Source organism: Haloplanus sp. XH21 (genome assembly GCF_023276355.1).
GTDB lineage: Archaea > Halobacteriota > Halobacteria > Halobacteriales > Haloferacaceae > Haloplanus > Haloplanus halobius.
Genome location: NZ_JALLPL010000001.1, coordinates 293,295 through 306,545 on the forward strand (window position 1 = coordinate 293,295; position 13,251 = coordinate 306,545).

Annotated in this window: 4 protein-coding genes, 2 tRNA genes and 3 rRNA genes; 2 read left to right on the forward strand and 7 right to left on the reverse strand. The window is 62.1% G+C overall.

Features of this window, described 5'->3' with window-relative positions; translation table 11 throughout:
- Positions 1-276 precede the first annotated feature (276 nt).
- The 7 genes from MXB53_RS15745 to MXB53_RS15595 form a co-directional block, all read right to left on the reverse strand.
- The gene (locus MXB53_RS15745; protein WP_248895437.1) at positions 277-4,695 is read right to left on the reverse strand and encodes a primase-like DNA-binding domain-containing protein; all 4,419 of its coding nucleotides are present in this window, start codon (positions 4,693-4,695) and stop codon (positions 277-279) included.
- A 246-nt stretch (positions 4,696-4,941) separates the two neighbouring features.
- Positions 4,942-5,017, reverse strand: a tRNA-Cys gene (locus MXB53_RS01445).
- Positions 5,018-5,161: 144 nt separating this feature from the next.
- A 5S ribosomal RNA gene (gene rrf, locus MXB53_RS01450) occupies positions 5,162-5,283 on the reverse strand.
- A 130-nt stretch (positions 5,284-5,413) separates the two neighbouring features.
- Positions 5,414-8,338, reverse strand: a 23S ribosomal RNA gene (locus tag MXB53_RS01455).
- 217 nt (positions 8,339-8,555) lie between these two features.
- Positions 8,556-8,627, reverse strand: a tRNA-Ala gene (locus MXB53_RS01460).
- A 139-nt stretch (positions 8,628-8,766) separates the two neighbouring features.
- A 16S ribosomal RNA gene (locus MXB53_RS01465) occupies positions 8,767-10,237 on the reverse strand.
- The 16S, 23S and 5S rRNA genes sit together here with 2 tRNA genes alongside, the layout of an rRNA operon.
- Positions 10,238-10,407: 170 nt before the next feature.
- Positions 10,408-10,536: a hypothetical protein gene (locus MXB53_RS15595; RefSeq protein ID WP_283102220.1), complete on the reverse strand. Its 129-nt coding sequence runs from the start codon at positions 10,534-10,536 to the stop codon at positions 10,408-10,410.
- A gap of 193 nt (positions 10,537-10,729) precedes the next feature.
- Here MXB53_RS15595 and MXB53_RS01470 point away from each other — a divergent pair, with 193 nt between their 5' ends.
- Positions 10,730-11,290 carry a TATA-box-binding protein gene (locus tag MXB53_RS01470; RefSeq protein WP_248895438.1) on the forward strand — a complete coding sequence of 187 codons (561 nt, stop codon included), beginning with the start codon at positions 10,730-10,732 and terminating at the stop codon, positions 11,288-11,290.
- A gap of 120 nt (positions 11,291-11,410) precedes the next feature.
- The gene (locus tag MXB53_RS01475; protein WP_248895439.1) at positions 11,411-13,249 is read left to right on the forward strand and encodes a DEAD/DEAH box helicase; all 1,839 of its coding nucleotides are present in this window, start codon (positions 11,411-11,413) and stop codon (positions 13,247-13,249) included.
- Positions 13,250-13,251: the final 2 nt, after the last annotated feature.

The window sequence follows — 13,251 nt, forward strand, 5'->3', positions numbered from 1 at the left end:
TTTCACCCCTCCATTTCCACTCCACCACCGATTCGCCTCCCCACCACCCATTTGCGCTCAAAACGCCACCTATACTAGTCGATTGATGGCTCTTAGGTCGGCAAGTGGCCGGGGGAAATCGCGTGACACAACTGCCTAAGAGCCAGCAGTCGTCCCTCAGACCCAGAGACCCCGCAGCCAGTTGCCTCTGAGGAACCGCCGTCGGGCGATCCACGTGGCATCGGGATCTGGCTCTGAGGTGACCAGACGTCATCCTCTGAGGCTCCGTCTTCGCCCTCATTCGCCCCGGTCACCTCGTTGGGCACCGCTGTCAACCAGATCAACGCCGATGTAGCACTGCTGGGTCTCGCCGTCGAACCACTTCGATTGGCTCTCGACCGTAATGTGCTCCTTGAGTGCGGGTGTGAGGTGAGTGTCCGGCTTGGGCTCGAACTCGTTCGCCTCCACGAAGAACTCGTATGCGTCGTAGACTTCCCGGAACGGGATGACGTTCCCCTCATCCTCGACGAGCCGTTCAGATGCGAACGATTCCACGCCTGCTGCCGCGCTGTCCGGCGACGATGAGTTCGTCTCCGCAGTGGATGTTGATTGAGCCTCTCCCTGCCTACCTGCAAAATCCTGCTCGCACGCGCCGCCATCAGCCGTTACTGTGGCGGGTTGTTCAGAACCGTGGACGTCGTCTGGGTGGGAACGCGCAGCTCGAAGCTCGCCCGTCTGGAGGGCTTCGGTGAGCCCCTGAACCGGGTGGAGTGCGCTGTCCTGGTAGATGGCCACGTCCTCGTTCCGTTTCTCGGTGGCTCGGTCACCATCACGGAGCACGCCGATCACATACGTCTCCGGATCGTACTCCGCCACAGGCAGATCACTCTCCGGGAGGACCGGGCGCTTGACCGGCACCCAGTCCTCGCGGAACGCCGCTTCCGACTCGTACGTCCGGGGGAGTTCACCCGGGACCGAGACCGTCACCGTTCCAGAGTCCCGGTCGATACTGTACGTGGCGGGGAACTGCTCTTTTGGTGCCGCATCCACGTCCGCCACCCGGGCGTGCTCGGTCCCATCCTCATCGGTGAGGACGTACTCCCTACCCTCCCTGCGCCACCGGGTCCGATTCGATGTCGTGTCGGTCTCCGACGCGACGGGTCGGACGGCCGTGACGCCGTTGTCGGCCTCGGCCCCGCCGTTGAAGGTAACGTGGTCGGTCCCGACGTACAACTCGACCTCGCCTCGCTTCCGTGTCTTGACCGGATCCTCGAGGATGTTCGCAACGCGTTGAGCGATGGCACTCTCGGCGTCGTCGCCGGGAGGAACCACAAACACCGGGACGACACCGTGTTCTTGAGCTCGGGCCAGATTGGTCAGCACCTTCGCGGGCTTCGTGTGCGTCGTGGTTTCGACCTCGAGGGCGATCGGAACCTCGGCCTCGGGATGGACCGCCCACGCATCCGGCTGCGCGCTCCCGTCCTGTCGAACCGGTGCAACCAGGAAGCCCGCACGGGTGAACGCGGCCTCAACCCGGCCGATCGCGTCGTCATGGGCAGCCGTGCCGGCCGCCTGCACCGTGCCGGTTTCCGGCTCGGAAGTCTGTTCGCCCGTCTCGGTCAGCCGCATTACAGTCTCGTTTCGGTCGGTGTCGACCGACAGCTCGAACAGCGGTGAGCGATCCCGGATCTCGGCGAGCGCCTCACGCGAAGGCACGTTGCGGTCCCCTTCGTCATTTGCATCTGAATCCGATCCAGGGAGCTGGGTATCGTACCACGTCTCGAGGAGGTCGTCCACCGCCCGCACGGACACCGGCTCGTTCGTCTCCCGAACTCCCTCCCGGAGCTGGACATAGCGGCTCAATACCGCGAGCAACTCGTCGAGACTGTCCGTGGCGAGTTCGAGTGTCTCCTGGAGGGGCTCCGGCACGCGGGCGGTCGGCTCGTTCCCGTCCACAGGAACGCCGTAGTCGGCCTGCGTCCGCTCGTGTACGGTGTCGAGGGCGTCCCCGAAGCGCGCTTCCTCGGCAGCCGTAAGCGGCACCTCGCTCTCCGGGTGGCCCGCCGGAATCGGCAAGGGATCGATACTGAACGGCATCGGTCCGGTCTCGCCGAATTCCGGGCTCGGAACTTGGGCGATCCACTCCCCGCGCGGGAGCGCCCGGACCCGGTTCCGAAACTCGGTAGGGTCCATGTCTTCGTGAGCAAGGGCCCGGGCGATCTCGTCGTCGACGGCGATCTTGCCGACGATCGGGGCACCGATGTTGTTCAGTACGTTCAGGTAGACCTCGCGGTCGCCTTCGAGTTCCATCTGCTCGGGGAACTGCGAGACCAGCTCCACGGACAGGTTGAATTCGCGACCCTTCTCGAGGAGGTCGTTGAACACGTCCGACACCACGATCGACGACGCCTCGTCGATCAGGAGATTGGCGACGTAGTCGTCTGGGGTCGCCGCCAGCTCCGCGGACCCACGTTCCGTGACCGCGTCGTACAGGTTCGTCAGGATGACGCCCGCCATCACCGTCGCCGCATCCGCCCGTAGGTCCCCGAGGTCGAAGATGACAACGACGTCCTCGTCGAGTAGGTTCCTGATGTCGAAGCACGGCTCGGTCGTGTCGAAAATCTGCCGGAGGAACGGGTCGGCCGTGATGTAGTCCATCCGGTTGCTCACCCCGCCCATGATGTTCGCGAACGTCTGTGGGTCGGCCATCAGGTGCCGGTGAATCTTCGAGGTGACCTCCTCGCTGCTGGATTGTGGTGCCTCCTCCGGCGCGGCCTGTGGCGGGCCGGCCGCGTAGAGCTGGTCGACCACCTGCTCCAACTGTGATTGCCCGAAGTAGTCCACCGACTCGCGGTAGCGACCGTGGTCGAGGCCGTGCTCCGCATCGTACATGAGCCGAATGAGATATTTCAGGAGGTTTGGCGAGACGACCGCCTGCTCGTAGCGTTCCGCACCCATCGTCATCTTGAGTACCTCCACGTAGTGGTCCACGCGGTCCTTGATCGCCTGTTGCCGTGGGACGCCGTTCGCGAGCGCGGGTTCGATGTTGAAGAACGCAAAGCCCGGAAGCAACTCCGGGATGTCGAAGTGGAGGACGTTCTCCTCGAGGTCCTCGAAGCCGAAGCGCTTCGCGTGGGCGCGCATGTAGTTATCGGGCAGCCCGCCGCCCTTCGTGTCGATGAGGAACACGGGGCCCGAGGTCTGCTCGTACACCGAGAGCGCGTCGTTGATCAGCGCGATTGACTTGCCGGCGCCGGTCTTGGCGAACCGGCCGACGTGAAACGGGAGCAGATCCGGTGGGATTCTGAGTGGCTCGTCCTCGGGGTCGCGATTCTCGTCGAGCAGGTATCCGAGTTCTAAGCCCGGTCGTCGCAGTTGGCGGGTGATATCGTGGGTCGGGCGCGGGAGCGGGTTGCGGCTCCGCTGCTCGGCGCGCGTGCCACGGCTGCCTTCGACAGTGAGGTCCGCCGCCGACGGGACGACGATGAGATTCGCGAGTTCCTCGGCGTTCAGCACGAGGTCCAGCCGACTGTCCGCCCGGTTCGTCGGCCTCGGAAGATGGTCGCGTCGGCGCGTCGCGATCGAGCGGGTCCGGAACCGCTCCAGTGCTGAGCGAGCGCGTGTGTCCGCCGTGCGATCCAACAACCCCCGATCCCGGAACCGTTCGCCCTCGATCTCGTAGTATGGCCCATCGAGAGGGTCGAAGACCGAGCACAGGGTGTCGAGGCGTGTCTCCAGCTCGTCGATGTCGTCATCCGTCGAGAGTGCGAGCAGTCGGGCGTTCACGGTGAAGGTTCGCTTCGGCGTGTTCTCGCGGAGGTGGTCGAGCCGCGTCTCGGTCTCCTGGTCCCGTTCGCGGTCGCGCATCTTCGTCTGGGATGGCCGTCGACGGTCCCGACCGACACCATGGCGGTGGCGTTCGTGTCGGTTCCCCGTCGATGTGCGATGAGAATCGTGTCGCCGACCAGGTGATTCGATCGAGAGGAGTTTCTGGAGGAGCGTGTCCTTCCCAGCGAGGAGCGCTCCCGAGCGCCGTCGAGCCTGCCTCGACCAGTCCGGTTTCCGCTGGAACACCACCTGGAAGGCCAGCGGCTGTGCAGCGTCCGTCAGTTGGTCGATCAACGGGGCGAGGGGTGCGCGACCCGAATGCGGATTCTCCTCGTCCGCGTGATTGGGCGTGGGCGTGATGGTCTCCGAGAAGTCGGTCAGGGAAGTCATCCAATCCTTCCGCCGGTCGACGCTTCCCCGCCAGCGCACACCGTAGGGAGTGACGTCCTCTAGCGACGGCCGTGCCCGAACCGTCCCACCGTCCGTCCCAATCGGCGGGTTCCGGTCGGTGGGCGGATCAGCCGCGTCTGGATCAAGAAGCCGCTCCTCCTCCAGCCCCCCATCAAATTCAGCGGGCTGCTGCTCGACGGGCTGAATGAGCTTCCGCACGATGTCGATGTCGACACGATCGATGTCGAAGGAGTCGGGGTAGATGGATCGCAGGCGCTGCTGGAGAACGTCAAGCTTGGTGTCGGCCCCGTAGTAGAACTCCACCGGCTCGTTTGTCCCGTCGCTAATCGCGAGGAACTCGAACGTCACCGGCTGTTCGCTCCGGAACGGAGTTAGGCGCGCGATGACGCCGTCCGAGTCGGTCGCCGAAAGCTTGTGCAGGCTGGTGATTGCGGTGGAAACGACGTCAGGTTCGAGCCCTGCGGACGTAGGGGTCACGCGAAGGTACTCCCGAGTCATCGAGTCTCACCCCGGTCCAAAATCGGCCGGGCTGAAGGGGTCGCCGTCGACGTTCGAGCCTCAACATTTATCGAGTGAAAGACCGATAGTGCGATAGTGGAGGAGCTACCTGTGCTCGAACAGGTTGTAAACCGGTGGAATGGATTTGGTGAATGCCGCTGCTGTCTGTCGATTTCTCCGAACGATACCCCACTTAAGTAGTGGGATTGTGTAACAAAAGTTACAAGCCAAGGGCCGGATTTGAACCGGCGATGGGCGGCTCTGCAGGCCGCTGCGTTAGGCCGAACTCTGCCACCTTGGCACGTTCGATAGTATCGGAGTCCGTCGCTTAAGCCTAGCGGTCGGGCGTCGGCGCCGATCCTCGTACTGCGTGACGCGTTCGATATGAGAAAAGCCGAGCGACTGTGAGTACACGCAGTGCTCGGCGGGTGAATGAAGTATGAATGGGAGGCGGCGAATCGGCACTCCCAGAGGGTCGCCCACTCCAGTACTGCCCGATACGCAGGCAGGCTTAACGTCCGTGTTCGGGATGGGTACGGGTGTGTCCCTGCCGCTATGGCCGCCTTCATGCCGACCAACGGAATCGAACCGTTGCAATGCCAGCGTCGGTGGGTCAAAACGACCGTATATCCGTGCGATTCCAGTTAACGCCTGGACCCGATAGTCAAATCGAATCGGGTCACAGTGCGAAATCCAATGAATGTGGCTTGGTCTGTTAGTGCTCGCGGGCTGAACGTCTCGTTGCCTTGACGCGTACACCCCGAGTCTATCTAACTCGTCTTCTACGAGTGACCTCAGCGGTATCTCTTTTCCAGGTAGGTTTCGAGCTTAGATGCGTTCAGCTCTTACCCTGCGGTGCGTGGCTGCCCGGCAACTGCCCTCTCGGACAACCGGTACACCAGTGGCACCCAGGCGGAGTTCCTCTCGTACTATACGCCTGTTCCCGTCAGATACCTTCAACACCCCCAATAGATAGCAGCCGACCTGTCTCACGACGGTCTAAACCCAGCTCACGACCTCCTTTAATAGGCGAACAACCTCACCCTTGCCCGCTTCTGCACGGGCAGGATGGAGGGAACCGACATCGAGGTAGCAAGCCACCCGGTCGATATGTGCTCTTGCGGGTGACGACTCTGTTATCCCTAAGGTAGCTTTTCTGTCATCCACGGGTCCCATTAATGGACCTCGTGGGTTCGCTAGACCACGCTTTCGCGTCAGCGATCCTCGTTGGGAAGATCACTGTCAGGCTTCCTTGTGCTCTTGCGCTCTCTTCCGAGTTTCCGACTCGGATGAGGAAACCATCGGGCGCGCTCGATATCTTTTCGAGCGCGTACCGCCCCAGTCAAACTGCCCGGCTACCGGTGTCCTCCGCCAGGAGTGAGAGTCGCAGTCACTACCGGGTAGTGTTTCATGTGTGACTCGGTGGCCCGCTAGCGCGGGTACCTGTGTAACGCCTCCTACCTACTCTGCACAGTAGCGACCACGTCTCAGCGACAGCCTGCAGTAAAGCTCTATAGGGTCTTCGCTTCCCCTTGGGGGTCTCCAGACTCCGCACTGGAACGTACAGTTCACCGGGCCCAGCGTTGGGACAGTGGCGCTCTCGTTGATCCATTCATGCAAGCCGCTACTGAAGCGGCAAGGTACTACGCTACCTTAAGAGGGTCATAGTTACCCCCGCCGTTGACGGGTCCTTCGTCCTCTTGTACGAGGTGTTCAGATACCCGCACTGGGCAGGATTCAGTGACCGTACGAGTCCTTGCGGATTTGCGGTCACCTATGTTGTTACTAGACAGTCGGAGCGCCCGAGTCACTGCGACCTGCCTCTCTCCGAGGCAGGCATCCCTTATTGCGAACGTACGGGACTAACTTGCCGAATTCCCTAACGCCGGTTGATCCCGACGGGCCTTGCCTTTCGCCGGCAGAGCACCTGTGTCGGATCTCGGTACGATCATCATACTCGTCTTTTCACGGGCTCTAGGTACGACCGACTTGCGCTGTCCCGAGAGTCGTCCGCTTCCTGCCATTACGGCTTCCACGGAGGTACTCGGTTCGACTGGGCGAAAGCCCAGCTCGGTTGTCCCCAAAGCGTCGACTTTCAGTGTATGATGGCGCTGGAATATTAACCAGCTTCCCTGTTGTCTCAGTCGAGTTGCGGTGAGACTTAGGATCGGCTAACCCTCGGCTGATTAGCAGTGCCGAGGAACCCTTGCTCGTAAGGCCGTCGGGTGTCACACCCGACTATCGCTGCTACTGTGACCAGGATTATCGTCACCACTCGGTCCACACGAAATCTCTCCCGTGCTTCCGCCCGAGCGGCGTGCCAGCCTACGCGATTGTCCGGTGAAGGACACGGGTAGGTCTCGGTAGTGGATTTGAGCCCCGATCATTTTGGGCGCCCCGAACCTCGGCCGGTAAGCTGTTACGCTTTTCTTAGAGGGTAGCTGCTTCTAAGCTCACCTCCCGGCTGTCTAGGGCTCGGGACCACCTTCGATCGCACTTAATCCACATTTGGGGACCTTAACCTACCGCTGGGTTGTCTCCCTTACGGTGCACAGGCTTACCCCGCACACCGGACTCCCTTCGTCTACGGCGTTCGCAAGTTTGGAGTTCGACAGGATGGCCGACTCCTCTCGGAGGCGGATCATCCAATCGGTAGCTCTACCTCGCGAACTACCTCGGAAGAGGTCATGCTTCGACATGTTTCGGCTGGAACCAGCTGTTGCCGGGTTCGATGGGCCTTTCACCCCTACGCATAGGTCACGGGAGGGTATTGTAGGACACCACCCCTAACGGGCCTCCACGTGCCTTTCGGCACGCTTCACCCTGCCCACGCGTAGATCACCCGGTTTCGGGTCGCACCCGCTTGACTCCCCGCGCTTGAACACGGTGACCCTGGTCTTCGAATGAAGACTGCGGTCATATCGGTTTCCCTGTGCCTTCCCCGATGGTCGGGTTAGACTCGCCAAGCAAGTGCACTCCCTGGTTCGTTTTTCAAAACGCACGACGGAACATCGGCTTCCCACGAGTCCTACTAGAGGGTCGCCCCTCGGTCGTTTATCGTGGGACCTTGTATGCCCCGTCGCTCGATCGCCAACTGATTTCAGGCTCTATTGCAGTCCCCTTCTCGGGGTACTTTTCAGCGTTCGCTCACGCTACTTGTTCACTATCGGTCTCGAGGAGTGTTTAGCCTTCCCAGTTGATGCCTGGGATCTTCACGAGGAATATCCAATCCTCGCTACTCGTGGACTGACTCACACGCTACTGCATCCCGATACGGGGCTGTCACCCTGTATCGCACTCCATTTCAGGAGATTTCTCGGGATGGGTCGCGTGCTGATTGTCAGCCGACACCACATGTCTCGTTAGAGATTCGGTTTGGGCTGACCCGCGTTCACGCGCGGTTACTAACGGGATCGCATATTTGCGTTCTCTTCCTGCTCCTACTGAGATGTTTCAATTCGGAGCGTTCCCCATTGCGCGAAGCAATTGCGGTGGGGATTCCCATTCGGAGATCCTCAGTTCTTTCCCTCCATGCGGGTCCCTGAGGCTTATCGCAGCTTGGCACGTCCGTCATCGGCTCTCGAGCCGAGCCATTCACCAGCTGGCACAGTAGCCAGATTGATGGTTTGTCACACTAGTGACCCGGTTTGACTGTCGGGTCCAGTGGACGCCTGGAATCGCACGTACATACGGTCGTCATCACGCTCTCGTGGGTTGCGCGAGCGTTCGACCCTTCCCATCCGCGTTCGCACGGGATGGTGCATCGGTCTGGACCAGTTCTATCCCCCTTGACCACTTAAGCAGCGTGGTTCGCGTCGGGCGATTTTCCCGGTCCGGCATGGACCCGCTGGGATTTGAACCCAGGGCGTCCTCCTTGCAAAGGAGGTGCTCTACCGCTGAGCTACGGGCCCTGTCCCTTCCTGGGACGAGCGTAATATGTGAGCCATGGTGGTTCTTCGGTGCCCGGTCGGCGTGGTGGGCGAACGGCCACCTGTGGTACCGTCAGTGGGACGTGGTGGGCTCTCCCCAGAAGGGAGAGTCCCGATCAGTAGGAGGTGATCCAGCCGCAGATTCCCCTACGGCTACCTTGTTACGACTTAAGCCCCCTTGCGGAGCCCAGATTCGACATGGGTATCCATGCCTCATCCGGACCCCACTCGGGTGCTTTGACGGGCGGTGTGTGCAAGGAGCAGGGACGTATTCACCGCGCGCTGCTGACACGCGATTACTACCGAATCCAGCTTCATGAGGGCAAGTTTCAGCCCTCAATCCGAACTACGACCAAGTTTAGGAGATTACCGTCCTCTCTCGAGGTTGGAACCCATTGTCTTGGCCATTGTAGCCCGCGTGTAGCCCAGCACATTCGGGGCATACTGACCTACCGTTGCCCGTTCCTTCCTCCGTGTTAGCCACGGCAGTCCTCCTAATGTACCCACCCATGCGAACATGGTGCTGGCAATTAGGAGTGCGGGTCTCGCTCGTTGCCTGACTTAACAGGACGCCTCACGGTACGAGCTGACGGCGGCCATGCACCTCCTCTCAGCAACTCTGGCAAGGTCATCAACCTGACCGTCATTACTGCTGTCGGTGCTGGTGAGATGTCCGGCGTTGAGTCCAATTAAACCGCAGGCTCCTCCGGTTGTAGTGCTCCCCCGCCAATTCCTTTAAGTTTCATCCTTGCGGACGTACTTCCCAGGCGGTCTGCTTAGCGGCTTCCCTACGGCACAACACCCACTCGTAGTGGGAGTCACACCTAGCAGACATCGTTTACGGCCAGGACTACCCGGGTATCTAATCCGGTTCGAGACCCTGGCTTTCGTCCCTCACCGTCGGATCCGTCTTCCCGAAGTGCTTTCGCCATCGGCGGTCCGTCCAGGATTACAGGATTTCACTCCTACCCAAGACGTACCCTTCGGGTCTTCCGGTCCCAAGCCACACAGTTTCCACCGGACGCCCGCCAGTTGGGCTGGCGGATTTCCCGGTGGACTTGCGTGGCCGGCTACGAACGCTTTAGGCCCAATAAGATCGGCCATCACTCGAGCTGCCGGTATTACCGCGGCGGCTGGCACCGGTCTTGCCCAGCTCTTATTCCACTACCATCGTACGGTGGTGAAAAGCGAGGACTGTATGCCCTCGCACTCGGGGTCCCCTTATCGCACTTGCGTGCAGTGTAAAGGTTTCGCGCCTGCTGCGCCCCGTAGGGCCCGGAATCTTGTCTCAGATTCCGTCTCCGGGTTCTTGCTCTCACAACCCGTACCGATTATCGGCACGGTGGGCCGTTACCCCACCGTCTACCTAATCGGCCGCAGCCACGTCCTACAGCGCGTGAGCATTTGCGCGTCTCGGCATTCCAGCGTGAGACGGGTATGAACTATTAGCCTCAGTTTCCCGAGGTTATCGTTCTCTGTAGGGTAGTTTGGCCACGTGTTACGGAGCTATTTGCTACGAGTCTGAACTCGTACAACTAGCATGGCTAAGTCGGACCCCGATAGCAATGGCCTCCGGCAGGATCAACCGGAATGGGCTCACTCCGTGTGGAGTGAGGGGTGGCGGGAAGACTCGTTGTCTTCTCGTCGTATAGACCACTGAGGTCCAAGGTGGCGGTTCGGTCCACCGCGTCGACCGGGTGACACCGAACCACCATGGCTCACATCAGATCCCGTCTTACGGCGGACCGCAGGGGTGGGATCCTCATGTTTCGTCCGGACCTGAACCGAAGACGGCGACCATCATAAACCCGTTGATCGGGCGTTGACGGGCGGCCGGTTCATCGGCGTTCCAGTCCGGGCCGAGGACGTTCGTGCCCTCGCTTCTTCGCATTACATTCAGAGTGGAGGTTATTACTTAACCCCTCTGATTTCCCGCGAGATCGCCAGACGCGTTGATATTTGCGTGGTGATCACTGTCGTGGGGCACTCCACCACAAAACACACTGGACGGACAAACACGGCAGTGAGCGCATGTCTCAGCAGGGGTGGTTTATAAGGATGGGGCGTGCATTTGGTGGCATACGATGAGTGACCCGGCAGATTCGATAGAGATTCAGAACGTGGTGGCGTCGACCGGCATCGGACAGGAACTCGATCTCGAAGCGTTGGCCGAGGACCTACCCGGCGCCGACTTCAACCCCGACAACTTCCCAGGGCTGGTGTATCGGACGCAGGATCCGAAGGCCGCGGCCCTCATCTTCCGGTCCGGGAAGATCGTATGCACGGGCGCGAAAAGCATCGACGATGTCCACGAGGCATTGGATATCATCTTCCAGAAACTCCGTGACCTCCAGATTCCGGTCGAGGAAGACCCGGAGATTACGGTCCAGAACATCGTCTCCAGCGCGGACCTGGGGCACACGCTCAACCTCAACGCCCTCGCCATCGGGCTGGGCCTCGAAGATGTCGAGTACGAACCGGAGCAGTTCCCGGGGCTCGTCTATCGGATGGACGATCCGGACGTCGTCATCCTGCTGTTCGGCAGCGGAAAAATCGTCATCACGGGCGGGAAGCGGACCGCCGACGCCGCCGAAGCAGTCGAGGAGATTGTCGAGCGGATCGACGACCTGGGCCTGCTGGGATAACCGTAACACGCGCCCGCAACGATCATCACAGCGAGACGAGTGATCGGTCGGCCACACCCTGAGCCGTGCCGTCGCCGACTGGTCACAACGCGTTTCTCCGTCGGGACCCTACAGTGGCCGATGACCGACGAGTCCGTCGATGACGGCGAAGAATCCGACATCGACACCGACGCTGTCACACGAAAGACGTTCCACGACGCGCTACAGGCGGAAGGGCGGCCCGTCGCGACCGCCCAACAGATCGCCCGCCGGCTCGACTGTTCGCAGGCCGCCGCTAGCGAGGCACTCGACCGATTGGCCGCCGACGGCGCCGCCGACCGCCTCGACGTGGAAGCCGATCCAGTCGTCTGGTATCCGACCGAGTGGCGCGACCTCGCGGACCGCGAGCGCGTGATCCTGTTTCCCGAGCGCCGCGAACTCGTCGTCGACCAGCCGAGCCAGTACACCCGCGCACAGCTATCACGGTTCGCCCACCTCGTCGACACCTCGGGCACCAAGGGGTATCTCTACCGCGTGCGCCAGGAGGACGTGTGGGCGGCGCCGTTCGACGATCTGAGCGCCCTCCTCCAGACGGTGCGCACCGTGCTGCCCCGTCGCTCGCCCCACCTGGAGGAGTGGATCGAGCGCCAGTGGACCCGCGCCCGGCAGTTCACGCTCACCACCCACGAGGACGGCTACACGGTCCTCGAAGCCGCGAGCGAGAGCCTGATGGGCAACGTCGCCCGACAGAAACTCGACGAGGAACACCTGCACGCCCCCATCTCTGACACCGAAAGCTGGGTCGTCGAGGGGAGCGAGGCCGCGATCAAGCGCATCCTCTACGAGGCGGGCTACCCCGTCGTCGACGAGCGCGATCTGGAGACGGGCGACCCTCTCGATATCGATCTGACGACCTCGCTCCGTGACTACCAGCAGGACTGGGTGGACCGCTTTCTGGACCAGCGCGCGGGTGTGTTCGTCGGCCCGTCGGGGAGCGGGAAGACCGTCGCCGCCATCGGCGCGCTCACCGCCATCGGCGGCGAGACGCTGATCCTCGTCCCGAGCCGCGAGCTCGCCGGCCAGTGGCGGACGGAACTGCTCGAACACACGACGCTCGCCCCCGAACAGATCGGCGAGTACCACGGCGGACAGAAGGACATCCGCCCGGTCACTATCGCCACCTATCAGGTCGCCGGGATGGACCGTCACCGATCGCTGTTCGACCGCCGAGAGTGGGGACTCATCGTCTACGACGAGGTCCACCACATCCCGAGCGAAGTGTATCGCCGGAGCGCAGACCTCCAGAGCAAACACCGTCTCGGCCTCTCGGCCACGCCCGTCCGGGAAGACGACCGCGAGACGGACATCTACACGTTGGTCGGCCCGCCCATCGGCACCGACTGGGACGCGCTCTTCGACGCCGGCTACGTTCAGGAGCCGGAGGTCGAAATCCGCTACCTGCCGTGGGCGAGCGACGAGGAACGAAACGCGTACGCGAGCGCGGAACCGCGGCAGAAACACCGCGTCGCCGCGGAGAATCCGGCGAAGATCGACGAGGTTCGGCATCTGCTCGCCGAGCAGCCGACGGCGAAGGCGCTGGTGTTCGTCGACTGGCTGGATCAGGGCCGAGAGATCGCGGACGCCATCGACGCCCCCTTCGTGAGCGGGGAGACGCCCCATCACGAACGCGACCGCCTGTTCGCGGAGTTCCGGGACGGCGAGCGCCGGACGCTCGTCGTCTCCCGCGTCGGCGACGAGGGGATCGACCTGCCGAACGCGGAGCTCGCCATCGTCGCCTCGGGACTCGGCGGGTCGCGCCGCCAGGGAGCCCAGCGGGCCGGACGGACGATGCGTCCCGCCGGGAGCGCGACGGTGTACGTGCTGGCGACCCGCGGCACGAGCGAGGAGGAGTTCGCCCAGCGGCAGATGCGCCACCTCGCCGAGAAGGGGATCCGCGTGACCGAACAGGGTATCGAGTGACG

Coding starts and splice junctions, on each gene's coding strand:
- MXB53_RS15595 (WP_283102220.1), bottom strand. CDS start 10,536: ATGCGAAGAAGCGAGGGCACGAACGTCCTCGGCCCGGACTGGAACGCC.
- MXB53_RS01470 (WP_248895438.1), top strand. CDS start 10,730: ATGAGTGACCCGGCAGATTCGATAGAGATTCAGAACGTGGTGGCGTCG.
- MXB53_RS01475 (WP_248895439.1), top strand. CDS start 11,411: ATGACCGACGAGTCCGTCGATGACGGCGAAGAATCCGACATCGACACC.